The following is an 18257-nucleotide window of genomic DNA, read 5'->3' as shown; positions in this document are numbered from 1 at the left end:
ACAACCGATGAAATGAACGGAGCAGTGTGATGGCAACACGTTTTATGACCGACCCGCACGAGATGCGGGCGATGGCGGGCCGTTTCGAGGTCCACGCGCAGACCGTTGAGGACGAGGCCCGCAAGATGTGGGCGTCGTCGATGAACATCGCCGGTGCCGGCTGGAGTGGCCAGGCGCAGGCGACCTCCTACGACACCATGGGTCAGATGAATCAGGCCTTCCGCAACATCGTGAACATGCTGCACGGTGTGCGTGACGGGCTGATCCGCGACGCCAACAACTACGAGCAGCAAGAGCAGGCCTCGCAGCAGATCCTCGGCAGCTAGCCCAACGGCGCTGTCGTCCAACAACTTCCAAGACTTGAAAGGACGTAAACATGACCATCAATTACCAGTTCGGCGACGTCGACGCCCACGGCGCGACGATTCGCGCCCAGGCGGCGTCGTTGGAGGCCGAGCACCAGTCCATCGTTCGCGATGTGCTGGCCGCTGGTGACTTCTGGGGTGGCGCCGGTTCGGTGGCCTGCCAGGAGTTCATCACCGCGTTGGGTCGTAACTTCCAGGTGATTTACGAGCAGGCCAACGCCCACGGCCAGAAGGTGCAAAGCGCCGGCAGCAACATGGCCAGCACCGACAGCGCCGTCGGGTCCAGCTGGGCCTGAGCAACCGCCTCGCCGCGCTTTTAGGTGCAGCCGCTCACATGGATTCGCCGCCCCGCGTTGACACAGACGCTCGCGTTCGGTGGCGGAAAGTCCTGCGGCAGCGGGGCATAGTCGCCGGGCGGCGGCGCGTAGGTGTTGACCGTGTCGGCCACATTGGTGCACCCGCTCACCGAGACCCGCCTGCCGACGCTCGCGCAGACGTCGGCGTTGGCCACGCCGGAGGGCCATACGACTGCATACATCTCGGGAACCGCCGCGAGGGCCAGCACCGTGATCCCCGCGGCGGTCCAAGATCGCGCCCACAGATTCATTGAGAATCTCCTTCCCATCACGTCGGGGCGGTCGTTCACGGGGTGGTTCCGGTCTCCCCGAGCAGCGGGGTCCACTGGCACCGCTGCCTGATGTCGGCCAGCGGCTGCCGGATGTTCTCCAGGTCGGCCTGTTCCTGCGGGTTGGCGCTGAAGTAGTTCTGCACGTCGTCGCGGAGCTGGTCCTTGGGGCGATCCTGAAGGCCGGTGTAGAACCCGTTCAGATCCGGATGGGTGTAAAGGTAGGTCGACAGCGACGCCGCTACGCCGGCCGCGACACCGGCCACGTCGGCGGCCGTGCAGTTGGCCGGCCGCGGCGCCGGTTCCGCGGCGGCGGTCGCCGCGCCGGCGCACAAGAGCGCGCCGGCCCCGATCGCACTGGCTATCACCCGGCGCGGGAAGGCGGTCGGGACGAACATGGCGGGCTCCTTCACGTGATCACGCTGACGGCAACGGACGACAGATGCCGTCGAGCGCATGCTAAGCGGAGCCCGTCTCCCGTCAACAGGGGAAATGGTCCCCAATGACTCTCCGGGGCATTTCCCTGGCCTTTTGCGGACGCCGATGCAGAATGACGTGATGCTGACCGCGGGGAAGGGCCGCTGACGTGCACGGGTTCGGCTTCCACACCCTGGCGCTGCTGACCGCCGTGGGTTTCGCCGGTCCGCTGCTGGCTTCGCTGCCGGGACTGCGGATACCGGTCATCATCGGCGAGCTGTTCGCCGGGCTCGTCGTCGGCAGGACCGGTTTCGGGCTCGTCGACGACACCAACCCGACCTTTCAATTGTTCGCGAACATCGGCTTCGCGCTGGTGATGTTCGTGGTGGGCACCCATGTCCCGCTCCGTGATCCCGCGCTGCGCTCGTTGGCGTCGCGCGCGCTGGTGCGGGCGGTCGCGGTCGGTGCCGTGGCGGCGGCCCTCGGTGCCGGCCTGGCCGCGGCGTTCGGCACCGGCCACGCTGCGCTGTACGCGGTGCTGATGGCGTCGTCGTCGGCGGCGCTGGCCTTGCCGGTGATCGATTCGCTGCGGCTGCAGGGACCGGATGTCCTGTCGGTGACGGTGCAGATCGCGATCGCCGACGCCGCGTGTATTGTGTTGCTGCCCTTGGTGATCGACCTACGACGGGCGCCGGTCGCGGCCCTCGGCGCGCTTTCGATCGCCGGCTGCGCGGTGGTGCTCTTCCTGGTGCTGCGGGCGGCCGACCGCCGGGGCTTGCGGCGACGGATGCACGTCTACTCCGAGGACCATCGGTTCGCGCTCGAACTGCGGACGAACCTGCTGGCGCTGTTCGCCCTTGCGGCACTCGCCGTAGACACCCACGTGTCGATCATGCTGGCGGGCTTCGCGTTGGGTCTGGTGATCGCGATGGTCGGCGAGCCGCACCGGCTGGCGCGCCAGCTGTTCGGCATCACCGAGGGCTTTTTCAGTCCGTTGTTCTTCGTGTGGCTGGGCGCCTCGCTGCAGGTGCGCGAGCTGGGTTCGCACCCGAAGCTGATCCTGCTGGGCGTCGGGCTGGGGCTGGGCGCCGTGCTCGCGCACAGCGCGGGACGGCTGCTCGGCCAGCCGCTGACGCTGGCGGTGCTGTCGGCGGGCCAGCTCGGGGTGCCGGTGGCCGCGGCCACCATCGGGACGCAGGAACACCTTCTCGTCGCGGGCGAAGCGTCGGCGTTGATGTTCGGAGCCCTACTGACGGTCACCAGCACGTCGATTGCGGGCGCCCTGGCGGCTCGCGGCCAGGCAAGCGGAAAGGCGCAAAAGCCCGCCCCGGCCGGGGCCTAGGGGATTGGCCCAAAGTCCTTTTGGCTAGTGCCGTCGTGCTCTCGTTTGGCCCCGCGCGATTGAGCGATGGTGGACGTCGAGGAGCTTCATCCGAAGGGAACGACAGCCATGAACGCACGTTTTCCGGACGCCGGCACGGTCCGGACCGTCCTGGCACTGGCGTCTCGGGCACCCTCGGTGCACAACACGCAGCCGTGGCGATGGCGCGTCGACGCCGCGAGCGTGCATCTCTACGCCGACGCCGAACGCCAACTGCCCAACACCGACCCGGACGGCCGCGACCTGATCCTCAGCTGCGGCGCGGCGCTACACCACTGCGTCGCCGCCTTCGCGGCCGTCGGTTGGCTGTCCAAGGTGACCCGGCTGCCGAATCCGGCCGACCTCGATCACCTCGCCTCGATCGAATTGTCGCCGTACCCCGCCGACGCCGTCGACATCGCGCTCGCCGCGGCGATACCGCGGCGCCGGACCGATCGCCGTCATTACAGTTCGTGGCCGGTGCCGGTCGCCGACATCGCGCTGATGGCGGCGCGGGCGGCCCGAAACGGCGTGACGCTGTGCCAGGTCGAAGACCTCGACAGGCTGCACAAGATCGTCGCCGAATCGGTTGCGGAGCACCTGAACCGCGACTACGTCGCGGAGCTCACCGCATGGAGCGGGCGCTACGCGTCGGTGGCGGGTGTGCCGGCCCGCAGCACGCCGGCGTCCGATCCCGCGGCGAAAATACCGGGCCGGTTCTTCGCCGGACCCACGCTGCCCATGGCGCCGGACTCGTCGCCCGGCGACGACAACGCCGTCGTGCTTGCGCTCGGGACGCGGGCCGACGACCGGTTGGCGCAGCTGCGCGCCGGGGAGGCCACCAGCGTCGTTCTGCTGACCGCGACGTCGATGGGGCTGGCCAGCTGCCCGGTCACCGAACCGCTGGAGATCCCCGAGACGCGCGCGTCGGTCCGCTGCGACATCTTCGGCGGCGGCGACTACCCGCAGATGTTGCTCCGGGTGGGCTGGGCGCCGATCAACGCCGACCCCCTGCCGGCGACGCCGCGGCGCGAGCTCTCCGACTTCGTCGAGTGGGTGACCGAGTCGTGATGGAGACGTTCACGATCAACCCGCGCCGCTGGCCCGTCGCGCGGATCTTCGGCCGCAACCCGTTGCTTCGGCGCGCCGACCGCATCGAGGCGGCGGTCACCGTGGTCGCGCTCCTCGCGTCGCTCGTCGCGATACCGGTCGTCGGGGTGCTCGGCGCGATGGCCTACGACGCGCGCGCACATCTCTACGCCCAGGAGGCACACGAGCGGCACCTCGTCACCGCCACCGTCGCCGACGCGCGGCGCGCGGCCTTCGGCACGACCGTCGTGCAAGCCCGGTGGCCGGTGGCGGCCGGCGAGCGCACGGGCACAGTGCAACTCAGCGCCCCCGCAGAGACGGGAGAGCGGATCGACTTGTGGGTGGACAAGGACGGCAAGCAGTCGCTGCCGCCGACCCCGACGTGGCACGCCGTGGCAGACGCGGTCGGCATCGCGGGCGCGATCGCGCTGCTGGCGGCCCTCGGGATCGCCGCGTTCGTGGCCGGCATCCGGTCGCGGCTCGATCGAACGCGCGACGCCCAATGGGACCGTGCGATCAGATTCCTGGTGGACGACGGCGGCCGGACCAATCGGCAATGAGGCCGGCGGCACGCGAACCCCTATGCAGCCCACGCCATTCAGGCGGATGATGTGTCGGTGAGTCCAGACGCCGAAAATCAGCGGGCCGCCTGGCTCGACATGGCCGCGCTGCACCGCCTCGTCGAGGTGCTGATCGAGCGGGGCTACCGGGTGGTCGGTCCGACGTTGCGGGACAACGCGATCGTGCTCGCCGAACTCGAATCGGCGGACGACCTGCCGCGCGGCTGGGGCGTGGACGTCGGTCCGGGGCATTACCGCGTGCGGCGCCGCGACGACGACGCGGCATTCGGGCACTCGGCCGGTCCGCAGTCGTGGAAGCAGTTCCTTCACCCCCCGCGGCAACGGATGTGGGCCGGCACCCGGGACGGGGCAGGTGACGCTGAGGACGAAGTCCCGCGCTACGCGTTTCTGGGAGTGCGCGGGTGCGACCTGGCCGCGATCGCCACCCTCGACGGGGTGCTCGGCCGGCCCGACTACCCGGACAGCTCCTACGCCGGCCGCCGGCGCCGGGCGTTCGTCGTCGCGGTGAACTGCACGGAGCCGGGCGGGCTGTGCTTCTGCGCGTCGATGCGCACCGGACCCGCGGCCGGCCCCGGCTACGACCTGGCCCTGACGGAGCGCCTCGACGGTGACGCGCCGTCGTACGTCGTCGACGTCGGCAGTCCCGAGGGTGCCGACGTGCTCGCGGCGATCACGCACCGCGCGGCCAGCGACGACGAAATCGGTTCCGCGCGTGACGATGTCGCGGCCGCGGCCCACCAGATGGGCCGCCACATGCCCGAGACGGACCTGCGGGAGCTGCTCATTGCCAACCGCGAGTCGGCGCAGTGGGACGAGGTCGCGAGCCGCTGCCTGACCTGTGGCAACTGCACCATGGTCTGCCCGACCTGCTTTTGCACCGGCACCGAGGACGTCAGCGACCTCACCGGCGAGCACGCCGAGCGCTGGCGCCACTGGGCGTCGTGCTTCGAGTTCGACTTCACCTACGTGCACGGCGGCGGCAGCGTGCGCCAGTCCGGGGCCTCGCGGTACCGGCATTGGCTGACCCACAAGCTGGGCACCTGGCACGACCAGTTCGGCATGTCGGGCTGCGTGGGCTGCGGCCGGTGCATCGCTTGGTGCCCCACCGGAATCGACATCACCGCGGAGATGAACAAGATGGCCGGCGATGACTGAACTTGCTGAGCCGACGCCGGCCATGGCGCCCGTCCCGTACCGGGTGCGCAGTCGCGTTGTGGAGAGCCTTGATTCGGCGACGCTGTGCCTCGAGCCCGTCGCCGAGGCGCTGCGCACGCCGCAGCCCGGCGAGTTCATGATGCTGTACGCGTTCGGGGTGGGCGAGGCCGCGATCTCGATCAGCGGCGATCCCTCGGTGACGGACGGGTCGATCACGCACACCATCCGCGCGGTCGGGGCGGTGAGCCGCGCCCTGCACGGCGCGGAACCGGGCAGCGTCGTCGGGGTCCGGGGCCCGTTCGGCACCAGCTGGGGGCTGGAGGAGGCCGCGGGCCGGGACCTGGTCATGGTGGCCGGCGGGGTGGGCCTGTGCCCGTTGCGCCCCGCGGTGTTGGGTGCGTTGGCCGGACGGGCCCGCTACGGCAGGGTGACGCTCATCGCGGGCGCCCGCTCGCGGACGGACTTCGTGTACGCCGATCAGCTCGCGAAGTGGGCCGAAGACCCACAGATCGAAGTGCACGTCACGGTCGACGTCCCGGTCCAGGGCTGGCACGGCGAGGTCGGCCTGGTCACCGAGCCGCTGCGCCGGCTGACGCTCGACCCCGGCCGCACCACCGCCTTCCTGTGCGGGCCGGAGCCGATGCTGCGCTTCGGCGCCGAGGCCCTGCTCGCCAAAGGGCTCGCCGCCAGGGACATCCGGGTGTCGCTGGAGCGCAACATGCAGTGTGGGGTCGGCTGGTGTGGTCACTGCCAGCTGGGACCGCTGCTGTTGTGCCGGGACGGCCCCGTCGTCGGCTACGACGTCGCCGGCCCGCTGTTGCGAGTGAAGGAGCTGTAGATGGGCCCAACCACGTTGGCCGTGTGGAAGTTCGCTTCCTGCGACGGGTGCCAGCTGACCCTGCTGGACTGCGAGGACGAGCTGCTCACCCTGGCCGACCAGGTGCAGATCGCCACGTTCGCCGAGGCCTCCAGCGCGATGGTCGGCGGACCGTACGACGTGTCACTCGTCGAGGGCTCGATCACCACCCGTCACGACGAGCATCGCATCCGCGAAATCCGTGAGCAGTCGAAGGTTCTGGTGACCATCGGCGCGTGCGCCACGGCCGGGGGAGTGCAGGCGCTGCGCAATTTCGCCGACGTCGCCGAGTTCGCGTCGGTCGTCTACGCCAAACCGGAGTACGTCGACACGCTGGCCACCTCCACGCCGGCGTCGGCGCACGTCAAGGTGGACTACCAGCTGCCCGGCTGCCCGATCGACCGCGGTCAGCTGCTCGACACCCTTTCGGCGCTGCTGATCGGTCGCAAACCGCGGCTCCCGGCCAAGACGGTGTGCACCGAGTGCAAGCTCCGCGGGGTCACGTGCGTCGTTGTCTCCGAAGGCATTCCGTGCCTGGGGCCGGTCACGCACGCCGGGTGCGGGGCGCTGTGCCCCCGGCACCATCGCGGCTGCTTCGGCTGTTTCGGGCCGTCCGCGGCGCCGCGGACCGCGACATTGATCCCGCTGCTGCGCCGCGACGGGATGTCCGACGGCGACGTCGATCGGGTTTTCTCGACGTTCAACGTCGCGGCCTTTCACGCCGAGCGGAGCCGCCCGTGACCGAGTCCACCCGCACGCTGAGCGTCGGCACCCTGACGCGCGTCGAAGGCGAGGGCGCGCTGCACGTCACGCTCAAAGACGGTGCCCTGGAAACCGTGCAACTCAACATCTATGAGCCGCCGCGGTTCTTCGAGGCGTTCCTGCGCGGACGGGCCCACACCGAGCCGCCCGACCTGACGGCCCGGGTCTGTGGCATCTGCCCGGTCGCCTATCAGGTCAGCGCCTGCAACGCGATCGAAAACGCCTGTGGCGTCGAGGTGGACGACGAGCTCGTCGCGTTGCGGCGCCTGCTCTACTGCGGCGAATGGATCCACAGCCACGTCCTGCACATCTACCTGCTGCACGCCCCCGACTTCCTCGGCTACCCCGACATCATCGGCATGGCCCGCGACCACGCGTGGGCCGTGGAGCGCGGGCTGGCGCTGAAGAAGGCGGGTAACCAGCTGATGGAGTTCGTCGGCGGGCGCGCGATACACCCGGTCAACGTCCGGCTCGGCGGATTCTATTCGGTGCCAACGCGTTCGGACTTCGGGCCGATCGCCGAACAGCTGCGCCGCGCGCTCGACAACGCGCTCGCCACCGTCGAGTGGGTGGCCGGGTTCGAGTTCCCCGACCTCGAGCTCGATCACGAGTTCCTCGCGCTCACGGCGCCCGGCCGCTACCCGATCGAGAACGGCGCGATCGCGCGCAGCGCCGGCCCGTCCTTTCCGGTGGCCGACTTCGGCGAGCACGTCGCCGAGTCGCAGGTGCCCCACTCCACCGCCCTGCACGCGACCCTCGACGGCGGCCGGTACCTGACCGGGCCGCTGGCGCGGTTCGCGCTGAACTCCGCGACGCTGTCGCCAGTCGCGGCGCAGGCCGCCGCCGCGGCGGGCTTCTCGGGCGAATGCCGAAACCCGTTCCGCAGCATCGTCGTCCGCGCCGTCGAGGTGGTCTACGCGATCGAGGAGGCGCTGCGGATCATCGACGCCTACCAGCGCCCGCCGCGCCCGTTCGTCGACGTCCCGGCGCGCGCCGGAGTCGGGCACGGCGTCAGCGAGGCGCCGCGCGGGCTGCTGTATCACCGCTACCGGATCGGCGACGACGGGCTGGTGTCCGCGGCGCAGATCATCCCGCCCACCTCGCAGAACCAGGCGGCGATCGAAGCCGACCTGGCCCGACTGGTGTCGGGCAACCTGACCCTCGACGACACCGCGCTGACCGCGCTGTGCGAGCAATTGATCCGCAGCTACGACCCGTGCATCTCGTGTTCGGCGCACTTCCTGACGTTGACGATCCACCGCACGTGACCGGTCAGAACGTCGAGGCGGTCGACGCGGTCGACGCGGTCGACGCGGTCGTGATAGGCCTGGGCAATCGCTTCCGCCGCGACGACGGCGTCGGCATCGCGGCGGCCGACGAGCTGAGCCGGCTGGCGTTGCCCGGTGTGCGGGTGGTGACCGACATCGTGGATCCGCTGAGCCTGCTGGAGGCGTGGTCGGGCGTGGCGCTCGCCGTGGTGATCGACGGTGCGGTCGGGACGCCGCCGAGGCCGGGCCGGGTGCGGCGCTGCGGCCTGGGCGACGTGGCGACGCGTGACGGCTTGAGTTCGCACGGCGTCGATCTCGTGCGTACCCACGCGCTGGGTGCGGCGCTGGACCGGGTACCCGGGGAGTTGGTGCTGCTCACCGTCGACGTCGCCGACACCGGCCACGGCGCCGGCCTGGATCCCCGGGTCGAGCGCGCCGTCCCCGAGGTCGTCGGCCTAGCAGTGACCGAGATCGACCGCCGGCGATCAGAAAGCGCAACGCGCGTCTGATGCGGGCGGACACGCCCTGTCGGGGAGGACCCCTGGCACGGTGCGGACCGTTTCTTGCCGCATCGTTACGGATATCTGTAACGTTTCGTCCATGCGGGCCTCGCGGAGGCGGACGTGCTTGTTCGCCGGCTGACCGCCTGCCAGGCACCGCACCGGGAATGACGGCGGTGCTCCGAATCGGGATTGTCCGGCCCTGGGGGAGGGGAGACTCGTCTCGTGCGACGCGTAGTCCGCGTGTTCCTCGTCGACGATGACGCCATCGTCCGGCACGCGCTGCGCGAGTTGATCGAATGCGACGCCGACATCGAGGTCGTCGGCGAAGCGGCCGACGTCGGCGAAGCGCTGTCGCGCATCCCGCCGTGCCGCCCCGATGTGGTGCTGCTGGATGACCGGCTGCCCAACGGCGGTGGGTTCGGCCTGTGCCGGGAGTTGCGTTCGCTGGTGCCGGGGCTGCACTGCATCATCCTCACCTCATTCGGGTCCAGCAGCGATCTTTTCGACGCGATGCGCGCCGGCGCCGACGGTTGCATCGTGAGAAACGCGAAGGGATCCGAAGTGGTCGCCGGGATCAAACGCGCCGCGGCCGGTGACCTGCTCTACGACACCGGCGCCGCGACCGCCTACCTCGCCGACCGGGCGCGCGCGAACCTCCTGGACGCCGCGTCGTTGACCGAACTCGAAGGTGAGCTTCTCGGTTTGGTCCTGCGGGGCCATACCGACGGCCAGATCGCTTCGCGAATGCGCATCGACGAGAGCGCTTTTCGCGCCTGCCTGTGGGGCCTGGTCTCGAAAGCCCGAGACGCGTAGCCGAGGTGCCGCGCAGCGCCGGCAGCCGGCTCAGCGCCGGGGACCAATGGCAATAACCGGAGGACAAACGGCTCTCCCCGATGCGGGCCGCGCCGATTAGCGTCGGGAGCGTCGTTGACGGCCGCCTCAAAACCCTGTCGGAAAAGGTTGATGTATGTCCGACCAGCCCGTTCGGCCCGCCGACGAATGCCTGCGCGACGCGGCCGGGAAACAGAGCGCGCCATGAGGACTAACCAGGGCAGCCGGGGGGCCGTCGCGGCGCGCGGCCGCGAGCGGGTTCTGGTCAGGGCCGACGTCCGGGGCGCCCGCCTCGGCAGCCTCGCAGTTCTGCTGTGCGCCCTGGCCTGGTTGACCGTGCTGGCCGCGCGCGAACACCTCGGCTACGAGCGGGCCGCCCCCGGCAGGTTCGGGTGGTCGGTGGCGCTGCTCGCCGCCGCGGCGCTGATCGCGCGCGGCATCTTTCTGGGCCGGCCGGTCACCACCGGGCACGCCGCGATCGCCGCCGCCGCGGTGGGCGCCGGATTGTGCGCGCACTTCCTGTCGTTCGGTGGGCTGGGGAACTTCCTCATCGCGGCCAGCGGGCTCGCGCTGATGTCGCCGACCACGGCCAAACCCCAACCGGAGCTACTGGATCGGGTGTGGCCGCTCGTCGACGCCACCCACGGGGACGCGCTGGCGCCCTTTGCCATGCACTCGGGCAAGAGCTACCACTTCAACGCCGACGGATCCGCGGCGATCGCATTCCGCACCCGCCTCGGGTTCGCCGTCGTCAGCGGCGACCCGATCGGCGACGCCGCCCGATTCGAAGGGCTGGTGGCCGATTTCGTCCGCATGTGCCGCGGCCGGGGTTGGCAGATCATCGTGCTGGCCGGCGGCGAGCGGCACGTCGCGCTATGGCGCGACGACGTGGTCGGGCAGAAGATGATCACGGTGCCGATCGGCCGCGACGTCGTCGTCGACGTTCGCCACTTCACGTTGCGGGGGCGCCGCTTTCGCAACCTCCGCCAGGCGGTGCAGCGCACCCGCAACAGCGGGATCACCACGCAGATCGTCGACGAACAGGGACTCGATCCAACACTGACCGCCGAGCTCACCGAGGTGCTCTACGCCGCCCACCGCGCGGCGCGCACCGAGCGCGGGTTCTGCATGAACCTCGACGGGGCCCTGCGGGGACGCTACCCGGGGGTGCAGCTGGCCATCGCGCGCGACCGGCGCGGGCGGGCGGTGGCATTTCACCGATACGCCACCGCCGACGCCGGGCTGGAAGTCAGCCTCGACGCGCCGTTCCGCCGCCCCGACGCGCCCAACGGTGTCGACGAGCGGCTCAGCGTCGAGATGATCACCGCAGCGAAAAGCCAAGGCGCGCTGCGCCTTTCGCTGGCATTCGCCGCGTTTCCGGAGATCTTCGATGCGGCGCAACCGACCCCGCTGCAGCGGGTCGCGTACCGCCTGATTCACCTGCTGGACCCGTTCATCCGCCTGGAGTCGCTGTACCGCTACCTGCGCAAGTTCCACGCGCTGGCCGAGCGGCGCTATGTGGTGGTGTGCGCCCACCACATCCCGGCCGCGCTGCTGGTGTTGCTGTCGCTGGAGTTCATGCCGCGGCCGCGCCGTCGGCGGCTGGTCCGATGACTCAGGTGCGATCCCGGCTGCCCAGCAGCGGCGGACCGAACCGGAACCGGCGGCCCGTGACCGTCTCGGGCATCACCCGCACGTAATGGTTCTTCTCCGACGACGTCCACGGCAGCAGCTGGGCGCGTTCGGCTTCCTCGATCTGCTCGTTGGTGCGCAGCGAGCGCGCCCTGCCCTTGACGATCACGCTCCAGCCCTCGGCGACGTTGTGGTCGTCGACCTCGAACAGCACGCGGTTGTTGATCGCGGTGCTGACCAGCTTGGTGCCCTCCGCGGTGCGGAACAGCACGGTGTGGTTCTGGACGACGTAGTTGACGGGGAAGATCTCGGGCTGGCCGTCCACGCTGGTGACCAGCCGCCCCAGCGTGACACCGGCCATCAGCTCCCAGCACTCGTGCACCGGCAGGATGGTCACCTCATCGTCGATCCCGGACGTCGGAGACATCAGCCACCCTTCTTTGATGGGTCGTGTTCGACAACAAGGCTATTGCAGAACCGCGGGTGCTAGCGGATCTCGAGGACGTCGCCCGGAGGGCGCCGCGGGGTGGGCGGCGGAACGGCCTCCAACGGCGGCGCTATCCCGGCGCGGATCAGCACCTGCGGGTGGCCCCCCTTGTCGAGCAGGCCGCGCACCACCTCGCGGCTCTCGTCCAGTTCGATCAGGTGGGTCAGTGTGCAGGTCGCCAGGAAGGCCATCGTGCACTCCAGCAGGACGGTCGACAACACCTCGCCGCACCGCAGCACATCCTCCCTGGTGTCCTTCGGGGTGGAGAGCACCAGGATTTTGGACCAGTCCACCGCCACCTCGGGGCGGCGATCCTCGTGGCTCCTGACCGGGAACTCGCGCGCCACGTCCACCCGGTGGCTTTCCCTGTCCGACAGCAGCGCGCCCGGCGGCACGCCCGCGTGCGACGCGAACGGCGAAGTCCACCATTGGAGTTCGGCGTGATACGAGGCGTCATCGCGGCGCAGCGCCTCGGTGAGCATGGAGGCCCGCGCCAGGCTTGGCCGGTGGTCGTCGGCGAGCACGTCGAGCATCACCACGTTCGCGTCGAACGCACCGCGCAGCACGGGCTCGAAGAGGCTCCAGTAGCTGGGCTGACCCATCGGAAGCCGGTCGGTTCTGCGTTGCATGATCGCGTTGGCGTAGTCGCGCTGCGCGCGCGTGACGTGTTCGACGGGACGGAATTCGACCGTCGCCAACCGGTCGGGCTCCTTGGCGTTGGGAAATCGGTCGATCTCCGTGCCCCAACCCGCGGCGAGCATCGCGACCCGGAAGTGATCGAGCGCGGCGCCACAGCTGAGGATCGCTTCCCGCCCGGAACGGTCCGTGCCCGGCACCGTCCGGTCGCGGTCGACGAACAGGTGCACAACCCCGTCTTCGGCCACCCACCGCCACGGCTGGCTGTTGTGCACCGACGGGGCCCGGCACGCGAGCTGCACCGCGCTCTTCAGGGTCTGGGTGTCCAGCGTCGCGATCATGGCATCGACGGTAGGCGAGTTCGCGGGCCGTGGGCAGGGCCGTTCGTCCCCGGTCGACGGGGGCATCGGTGGGCCGAAAGGCCCTGCGCCGCGCTGCTACGCACTGGGTGCCGTGGCGTTCTTTTCGACATAGCCGACGACGTCGGCCAGCGTCCGCAGCGATGCGTAGTCCGATTCGGGGATCTCGACGTGCAGCCGCCGGTGGATGCCGCGCAGAAAGCTCAGCCAGTCCATCGAATCGAGATCGACCTGGTCGCGAAGCAGGACGTCGTCGCGGATGTCGTCCGGCTCGACTTCGGGGGCGATGGTGGTCAGCACCGACAGCACCACCGCGCGGGTGTCTTCGTTCGTCGTCATTGCACACTCACTTTTCTAAGAGGTCGGGCTGCTGGAGCAGCTCGTTGATGGCTTTCAGGAACAGCGCACCCCGGTGGCCGTCGCTTGCCCGATGGTCGGCGGCCAGCGTGGCCTGCACCGCGGTCACGACCCGGATTCCGCCGTCGATGACACAGACGCGCTGAGCCTGCTGACCGAAACCGACCAGCGCCACCTGCGGCGGGTAGATGACTCCGAACACCGCGTCGACGCCCTGGTCGCCGAGGTTGGTGATGGTGATTGTCGGATCCGACATCTCGGAGCTCCGCAGCGAGAACGAGCGCGCCCGCGCCACGAGATCGGTGAGATCGTCCATCAGCTCGTCGAGCTTCTTCTCCGGGACGTCGTGGATGGCCGGGGCGACCAGGCCGCCGCCGCGCAGCGAGATCCCCACGCCGACGTGCACCCCGTTCGCGGGCTGAAAGCCGTCGTCCCGCCAGAACCCGTTGAACTCGCCGAATCGCTGCGCGGCAACGCCGACGGCCTTCAACAGCAGGACGGCCGGCAGCACCCGTTCGTCGATGGAGCGCTGCGCGTTGCGGGTGGTCAGCCACGTCATCGCGCTGTCCAGCACGATTTCCTCGGCGAGGTAGTAGTGCGGGATCTCCCGCTTGGAACGGCTCATCGCCGCCGCGATCGACTTGCGCATCAGCGCCGCGCGGTCCGCCGGCTTGGTCTTGGCCGGGGCCTCGGCGGCCGGTTTGGGAGCGGCAACGGCTTCGTGATGCAGGTGCGCGGCGGCGTGCTCGACGTCGATGATGGTCACGGCGCCCTGCGGACCGGTGCCGCTCACCGCATTGAGGTCGACGTTCTGCGACAGGGCCAGCCGGCGCGCGGCCGGCGATACCCAGCGGCGATGTTGCGGGATGCCGGGCGGTGTGACGGCGATGTGCGGCTTCGCCGGTGCCGCCTCCGGCTCGGTGACCTCGCTCGCCGCCGGCCGCGGCTTCGCGGGCCGCTTCTCCGCCTTCTCACCCGGGGCCAGCAGCGTCGCCAACGGGGCTCCCACTTGGACGGTTTCACCGACCGGCACGAGCAGCTCGCTGACCGTCCCCTCCTGCCAGCATTCGACCTCGACCGCGGCCTTGGTGGTTTCGACGACGGCCACGATCTGGCCGCGGGTCACCTTGTCGCCGGGCTTGACCAGCCACTCGTTGAGCGTGCCCTCGTCCATGTCGGCGCCCAGGGCCGGCATGGTGAACTCGATCATTGCCGCTCACCGAAGAGGTTCTGGACGGCGGCGACGATCTGGGCGGCCTGCGGCAGGGCCGCCTGTTCCAGGTGTTTCGCATACGGCATGGGGACCTCGGCGCTGCACACCCGGGCGATGGGGGCGTCGAGGTCGTAGAACGCGCCCTCCACCACGCGCGCGGTGATCTCCGCGGCCAGACTGCCGCTGCGCCAGGCCTCGTCGACGACCACGAGGCGATGAGTCTTGCGCACCGATTCGAGAATGGTGCCCTCGTCGAGGGGCCGCAGGATCCGCAGATCGATGACCTCGCAGTCGATTCCGGTCAGTGACAACTCATTGGCCGCGTCCAGCGCCTTCCACAGCGAGCCGCCGTAGGCGACCACGGTCACGTCGGTGCCGTTGCGCCGGACGGCCGCCCGGGCGATGTCGGTCGGGCCGAGCGCGTCGACGTCGGACGAGGTGTTGTAGAGCTGGACGTGCTCGAAGATCACCACGGGGTCCGGATCGGCCAGCGCCGGGCCCAGCATGCCGTAGGCGTCCTCGACGGTGGCCGGGGCCAGCACCTTGATGCCGGGGATGTGGGCGTACCAGGGTTCCAGGCTGTGCGAGTGCTGGGCGGCGAGCTGTCGTCCGGCGCCGGTGGCCATCCGGACGACGAGCGGGACGGAGAACTGCCCGCCGGACATATGACGAAGGGCCGCAGCGGTATTGACGATCTGGTCGAGCGCCAGCAGGCTGAAGTTCACCGTCATGACTTCGACGATCGGGCGCAGCCCGTTGATCGCGGCCCCGATCCCGATCCCCACGAAGCCCAGTTCCGACAGCGGCGTGTCGCGCACCCGTTCGGGACCGAACTCCTCCAGCAGGCCCTTGGACGCCGCGTACGTTCCGCCGTAGCGGCCGACGTCCTCTCCCATCAGCACGACGCGCGGGTCGTCGTTCATCGCGTCGCGCATCGCGTCGTGAACGGCGGACCGGTAGGTGGTCTTCGCGGTGTTCATCGCAGGGCCTCCGGCTGCGGGGTGAGCACGTCGCGTTCGAGATCCGCCACGTCCTCCCACGTTCCGGCCTCGGCGAACGCCACAGCGGCCTCGATCTCGGCGGCGGCCGCGTCTTCGATCTCACGCACGTCATCCTCGGAGAGGCTGCCGTCATCCAGGCACTTGTCGGTGAACGACCGGATCGGGTCGCGCTCGCGCCACTTCTCGACCTCGCCCTTGTCCCGGTACAGCTCGGGGTCGAACATCGAATGCGCCCGGAACCGGTAGGTGCGGAACTCGATGAAGAACGGCCCGCCGGTGTCGCGGACGTGATCGACGCCCTGCTGCGCGGCGACGTGGCACGCCTCGACGTCCATCCCGTCGACGGCCATCGTGGGAACGCGGTACGACGCCGCCTTGACGGTGAGGTCGGTCTGCGACTGCGCGCGGTCCAGCGCGGTGCCCATCGCGTAAAGGTTGTTCTCGCAACAGAACAGCACCGGCAGGTTCCACAGCGCGGCCATGTTCAGCGACTCGTGGAACGCGCCCTCGGCCACCGCCCCGTCGCCGAAGTAGCAGGCGGTCACCCGCTTCTGCTGCAGCATCGCGTCGGCCAGGGCGATGCCCACGGCCAGCGGCAGGCCGCCGGCGACGATCGCGTTGCCGCCGTAGAACCGCTTGGCCGCGTCGAACAGATGCATCGACCCGCCGCGGCCGCGTGAGCAGCCCTCCTGCTTGCCGAACATCTCGGCCATGATCGAGGTCATCGGGATGCCGCGCAGCAGCGCGTGCGCGTGCTCGCGATACGTCGCGACCACCGCGTCGTCGTCGGCCAGGGCGCGCAACGACCCGGCGGCGACGGCCTCCTCCCCGACGTAGAGGTGCAGGAACCCGCGAATCTTGGCCGCGCTGTAAAGTTCCGCGCATTTTTCCTCCATGCGCCGGACCCGAATCATGTCGGTCAGCAGCTCATGGGCCAGCTTGGTGTCGGTCATGACGGCACCCCCTCGGTGTGGTGGTCAGGGTGTTTTTCGATCGTGGAGGTGTCGCCCTCGGGCAGGCCGAGTTCGCGGGCCTTGAGCAGCCGGCGCATGATCTTGCCGCTGCTGGTGTGCGGCAACGAGTCGACGAACTCGATCTCCTTGGGCGCCACGGTCGCGCCGAGCCGCTTGCGCGCGTGGCCCAGCAGCTCCAGGCGCAGGTCCTCGTCGCCGGTCACGCCATTCTTCAGCGTGACAAAGGCTTTGACCATCTCGCCGACCGTCGGGTCCGGTATGCCGATGACGGCGGCCTCGGCGACCGCCGGGTGATCGGTCAGCGCGCTCTCGACCTCGAACGGGCCGATCAGATGGCCCGCGGACTTGATCACGTCGTCCTTGCGCCCGACGAACCAGAAGTAGCCGTCGGCATCCCTTTTGGCCAGATCCCCGCTCAGGTACAGCCCGTCGGCGAAGGCGTTGCGGTACCGCTCCTCGTTGTTGAGGTAGCCGCGGAACATCGACGGCCATCCCGGCTTGAGCGCGAGCTCACCCTCGACGTCCGGTTCGTCGACGACCTCCGTGCTGCCACCGGACGCCTCGTCGTTGTGGCGCACGATGCAGGCGTCGACACCCGGCAGCGGCCGCCCCATGGAGCCCGGCTTGATGTCGAAGGCGGGGGTGTTGGCGATCATGATGCCGCCGGTCTCGGTCTGCCACCAGTTGTCGTGAATCGGCAAGCCCAGCACCCGTTTTCCCCACCACACGGCCTCGGGGTTGAGCGGCTCGCCGACGCTGGCGATGAAGCGCAGCCGTGGGAATCGATACTGGGCGGGCAGCTCGGGGCCGGCCTTGATCAGCATCCGGATCGCGGTCGGCGCCGTGTACCACACCGACACGGCCTGGTCCTGCAGGATCTGGTACCACCGCTGGGCGTCGAAATCGGCCTCGTCGACGATCGAGGTGACCCCGTGCAGCAGCGGGCTGATGATGCCGTAGGACGTTCCGGTGACCCAGCCGGGATCCGCTGTGCACCAATAGGTGTCGTCGGGATGCAGGTCCAGCGCGTACAGGCCGGTGACGTAGTGCATCGCCACGGCGCCGTGCACGTGGATCGCGCCCTTGGGTGTGCCGGTGGTGCCGCTGGTGAAGTGCAGCAGCGACGGGTCCTCGGCGGTGGTGGGCTCGATCGGCGCGTTCTCGTCGGCCGCGTCCAGCCAGTCCCAGAAGTTGAGCGTCCCGGGCGGTGGGTCGCCCCCGCGGCCGCCGTCGACGACGAAGACGTGGCGGACCGACGGCAGCCGATCGCGGATCTTGGCGATCTTGCGCTCGTAGATCGCCCTGGTGGTCACCAGCACGTCGGCCTGCCCGATGGTCACCCTGGTGGCGATCGGTTCCGGCCCGAAGGCCGAAAACAACGGCGAGACCACGCTGCCGTTGCGCAGCGCGCCCAGCATCGCGATGTAGAGCTCGGGGCAGCGGCCCATGATCGTGAAAACGCGGTCGCCCTTGTCGATCCCGAGCGAGCGCAGGGCGCTGGTGAACCGCTTGGCGAAGTGTCCGAGCTCCGCGTAGCTGAGGTCGTGCGTGGTGATCGCGCCGTTCCAGCCCACGTCGGCGACGAACCTCAGCGCAGTGCGCGTCGAGGCCGGGCCGTCGGCGTGCCGGTCCAGCGCGGCGTAGGCGATGTTGCACCGGCCCGGACCCATCCCTTCGCACAGCGCCGGCACGTCGGACCAGTGGAACTGCGCGCGTGTGCGTTCATAGTCCGTGAGGTTGGGACGGACGGAGAAGTCGTGGGGCGTCTTGCGGATCATTTCCATGG

21 protein-coding genes are annotated in these 18257 nt (G+C 69.8%); 12 read left to right on the top strand and 9 right to left on the bottom strand.

Annotated elements, in window-relative coordinates:
* Positions 1 to 29: 29 nt before the first annotated feature.
* Positions 30 to 326: a WXG100 family type VII secretion target gene (locus A5705_RS22795; protein WP_066914021.1), complete on the top strand. Its 297-nt coding sequence runs from the start codon at positions 30 to 32 to the stop codon at positions 324 to 326.
* Positions 327 to 376: 50 nt separating this feature from the next.
* Positions 377 to 661: a WXG100 family type VII secretion target gene (locus A5705_RS22790; RefSeq protein WP_067883125.1), complete on the top strand. Its 285-nt coding sequence runs from the start codon at positions 377 to 379 to the stop codon at positions 659 to 661.
* Between the two features lie 20 nt (positions 662 to 681).
* Here A5705_RS22790 and A5705_RS22785 read toward each other — a convergent pair whose 3' ends face one another.
* Positions 682 to 972 carry a hypothetical protein gene (locus tag A5705_RS22785; RefSeq protein WP_068280205.1) on the bottom strand — a complete coding sequence of 97 codons (291 nt, stop codon included), beginning with the start codon at positions 970 to 972 and terminating at the stop codon, positions 682 to 684.
* 35 nt (positions 973 to 1007) lie between these two features.
* Positions 1008 to 1388 (bottom strand): heme-binding protein, encoded by a 381-nt coding sequence (locus tag A5705_RS22780; RefSeq protein ID WP_067883164.1) that lies wholly within the window; start codon positions 1386 to 1388, stop codon positions 1008 to 1010.
* Between the two features lie 188 nt (positions 1389 to 1576).
* Here A5705_RS22780 and A5705_RS22775 point away from each other — a divergent pair, with 188 nt between their 5' ends.
* The 10 genes from A5705_RS22775 to A5705_RS22730 all read left to right on the top strand — a co-directional run bounded on the left by A5705_RS22775 (position 1577) and on the right by A5705_RS22730 (position 11426).
* Positions 1577 to 2749, top strand: a complete 1173-nt coding sequence (locus A5705_RS22775; RefSeq protein WP_068280203.1) for a cation:proton antiporter — start codon at positions 1577 to 1579, stop codon at positions 2747 to 2749.
* Between the two features lie 108 nt (positions 2750 to 2857).
* A complete protein-coding gene (locus A5705_RS22770; protein ID WP_067883165.1) occupies positions 2858 to 3838 on the top strand; it encodes an NAD(P)H nitroreductase in 981 nt (326 codons plus the stop codon).
* Positions 3820 to 4416 (top strand): hypothetical protein, encoded by a 597-nt coding sequence (locus tag A5705_RS22765; RefSeq protein WP_231964552.1) that lies wholly within the window; start codon positions 3820 to 3822, stop codon positions 4414 to 4416. Before A5705_RS22770 ends, A5705_RS22765 begins: the two co-directional genes overlap by 19 nt.
* Before the next feature lie 99 nt (positions 4417 to 4515).
* Complete coding sequence (locus A5705_RS22760; protein ID WP_067883166.1) at positions 4516 to 5592, top strand: 4Fe-4S dicluster domain-containing protein; 1077 nt, start codon at positions 4516 to 4518, stop codon at positions 5590 to 5592.
* Positions 5585 to 6430 carry an FAD/NAD(P)-binding protein gene (locus A5705_RS22755; RefSeq protein WP_067883128.1) on the top strand — a complete coding sequence of 282 codons (846 nt, stop codon included), beginning with the start codon at positions 5585 to 5587 and terminating at the stop codon, positions 6428 to 6430. Before A5705_RS22760 ends, A5705_RS22755 begins: the two co-directional genes overlap by 8 nt.
* Positions 6431 to 7189: an oxidoreductase gene (locus A5705_RS22750; protein ID WP_067883129.1), complete on the top strand. Its 759-nt coding sequence runs from the start codon at positions 6431 to 6433 to the stop codon at positions 7187 to 7189. It abuts the gene before it with no gap.
* Positions 7186 to 8478 carry a Ni/Fe hydrogenase subunit alpha gene (locus A5705_RS22745; RefSeq protein ID WP_067883130.1) on the top strand — a complete coding sequence of 431 codons (1293 nt, stop codon included), beginning with the start codon at positions 7186 to 7188 and terminating at the stop codon, positions 8476 to 8478. Before A5705_RS22750 ends, A5705_RS22745 begins: the two co-directional genes overlap by 4 nt.
* Positions 8475 to 8987: a hydrogenase maturation protease gene (locus A5705_RS22740; RefSeq protein ID WP_068280200.1), complete on the top strand. Its 513-nt coding sequence runs from the start codon at positions 8475 to 8477 to the stop codon at positions 8985 to 8987. The genes A5705_RS22745 and A5705_RS22740 overlap by 4 nt, the downstream gene beginning before the upstream one ends.
* A gap of 216 nt (positions 8988 to 9203) precedes the next feature.
* Positions 9204 to 9794: a response regulator transcription factor gene (locus tag A5705_RS22735; protein ID WP_067883132.1), complete on the top strand. Its 591-nt coding sequence runs from the start codon at positions 9204 to 9206 to the stop codon at positions 9792 to 9794.
* Positions 9795 to 10016: 222 nt separating this feature from the next.
* Complete coding sequence (locus A5705_RS22730; RefSeq protein ID WP_067883133.1) at positions 10017 to 11426, top strand: bifunctional lysylphosphatidylglycerol flippase/synthetase MprF; 1410 nt, start codon at positions 10017 to 10019, stop codon at positions 11424 to 11426.
* Between the two features lies 1 nt (position 11427).
* Here A5705_RS22730 and A5705_RS22725 read toward each other — a convergent pair whose 3' ends face one another.
* The 7 genes from A5705_RS22725 to acsA form a co-directional block, all read right to left on the bottom strand.
* On the bottom strand, positions 11428 to 11871 hold the full coding sequence (locus A5705_RS22725) for a pyridoxamine 5'-phosphate oxidase family protein (RefSeq protein ID WP_067883134.1): 444 nt from the start codon (positions 11869 to 11871) through the stop codon (positions 11428 to 11430).
* Positions 11872 to 11930: 59 nt separating this feature from the next.
* The gene (locus A5705_RS22720; protein ID WP_067883135.1) at positions 11931 to 12908 is read right to left on the bottom strand and encodes an NAD(P)H nitroreductase; all 978 of its coding nucleotides are present in this window, start codon (positions 12906 to 12908) and stop codon (positions 11931 to 11933) included.
* 96 nt (positions 12909 to 13004) lie between these two features.
* Entirely contained in the window at positions 13005 to 13265 is a 261-nt protein-coding gene (locus tag A5705_RS22715; RefSeq protein ID WP_067883136.1) for an acyl carrier protein, read from the bottom strand.
* 7 nt (positions 13266 to 13272) lie between these two features.
* On the bottom strand, positions 13273 to 14493 hold the full coding sequence (locus A5705_RS22710; protein ID WP_067883137.1) for a dihydrolipoamide acetyltransferase family protein: 1221 nt from the start codon (positions 14491 to 14493) through the stop codon (positions 13273 to 13275).
* Complete coding sequence (locus A5705_RS22705) at positions 14490 to 15476, bottom strand: alpha-ketoacid dehydrogenase subunit beta (protein WP_068280197.1); 987 nt, start codon at positions 15474 to 15476, stop codon at positions 14490 to 14492. The genes A5705_RS22710 and A5705_RS22705 overlap by 4 nt, the downstream gene beginning before the upstream one ends.
* The gene (gene pdhA, locus A5705_RS22700; protein ID WP_067883139.1) at positions 15473 to 16450 is read right to left on the bottom strand and encodes a pyruvate dehydrogenase (acetyl-transferring) E1 component subunit alpha; all 978 of its coding nucleotides are present in this window, start codon (positions 16448 to 16450) and stop codon (positions 15473 to 15475) included. Before pdhA ends, A5705_RS22705 begins: the two co-directional genes overlap by 4 nt.
* Positions 16447 to 18255: an acetate--CoA ligase gene (gene acsA, locus A5705_RS22695; protein ID WP_068280194.1), complete on the bottom strand. Its 1809-nt coding sequence runs from the start codon at positions 18253 to 18255 to the stop codon at positions 16447 to 16449. The genes pdhA and acsA overlap by 4 nt, the downstream gene beginning before the upstream one ends.
* Positions 18256 to 18257 lie beyond the last annotated feature (2 nt).

Source organism: Mycobacterium sp. E787, from assembly GCF_001668725.1.
Taxonomy (GTDB): domain Bacteria; phylum Actinomycetota; class Actinomycetes; order Mycobacteriales; family Mycobacteriaceae; genus Mycobacterium.
Note: the sequence above shows the minus strand (reverse complement) of the source record. Positions and strands in the feature narration are given on the sequence as shown.

What these genes read in the sequence shown, in the direction of transcription:
- A5705_RS22795 (WP_066914021.1), top strand. Translation starts at nt 30, where the DNA reads ATGGCAACACGTTTTATGACCGACCCGCACGAGATGCGGGCGATGGCG.
- A5705_RS22790 (WP_067883125.1), top strand. Translation starts at nt 377, where the DNA reads ATGACCATCAATTACCAGTTCGGCGACGTCGACGCCCACGGCGCGACG.
- A5705_RS22785 (WP_068280205.1), bottom strand. Translation starts at nt 972, where the DNA reads ATGAATCTGTGGGCGCGATCTTGGACCGCCGCGGGGATCACGGTGCTG.
- A5705_RS22780 (WP_067883164.1), bottom strand. Translation starts at nt 1,388, where the DNA reads ATGTTCGTCCCGACCGCCTTCCCGCGCCGGGTGATAGCCAGTGCGATC.
- A5705_RS22770 (WP_067883165.1), top strand. Translation starts at nt 2,858, where the DNA reads ATGAACGCACGTTTTCCGGACGCCGGCACGGTCCGGACCGTCCTGGCA.
- A5705_RS22760 (WP_067883166.1), top strand. Translation starts at nt 4,516, where the DNA reads ATGGCCGCGCTGCACCGCCTCGTCGAGGTGCTGATCGAGCGGGGCTAC.
- A5705_RS22755 (WP_067883128.1), top strand. Translation starts at nt 5,585, where the DNA reads ATGACTGAACTTGCTGAGCCGACGCCGGCCATGGCGCCCGTCCCGTAC.
- A5705_RS22750 (WP_067883129.1), top strand. Translation starts at nt 6,431, where the DNA reads ATGGGCCCAACCACGTTGGCCGTGTGGAAGTTCGCTTCCTGCGACGGG.
- A5705_RS22730 (WP_067883133.1), top strand. Translation starts at nt 10,017, where the DNA reads ATGAGGACTAACCAGGGCAGCCGGGGGGCCGTCGCGGCGCGCGGCCGC.
- A5705_RS22725 (WP_067883134.1), bottom strand. Translation starts at nt 11,871, where the DNA reads ATGTCTCCGACGTCCGGGATCGACGATGAGGTGACCATCCTGCCGGTG.
- A5705_RS22720 (WP_067883135.1), bottom strand. Translation starts at nt 12,908, where the DNA reads ATGATCGCGACGCTGGACACCCAGACCCTGAAGAGCGCGGTGCAGCTC.
- A5705_RS22715 (WP_067883136.1), bottom strand. Translation starts at nt 13,265, where the DNA reads ATGACGACGAACGAAGACACCCGCGCGGTGGTGCTGTCGGTGCTGACC.
- A5705_RS22710 (WP_067883137.1), bottom strand. Translation starts at nt 14,493, where the DNA reads ATGATCGAGTTCACCATGCCGGCCCTGGGCGCCGACATGGACGAGGGC.
- A5705_RS22705 (WP_068280197.1), bottom strand. Translation starts at nt 15,476, where the DNA reads ATGAACACCGCGAAGACCACCTACCGGTCCGCCGTTCACGACGCGATG.
- pdhA (WP_067883139.1), bottom strand. Translation starts at nt 16,450, where the DNA reads ATGACCGACACCAAGCTGGCCCATGAGCTGCTGACCGACATGATTCGG.
- acsA (WP_068280194.1), bottom strand. Translation starts at nt 18,255, where the DNA reads ATGGAAATGATCCGCAAGACGCCCCACGACTTCTCCGTCCGTCCCAAC.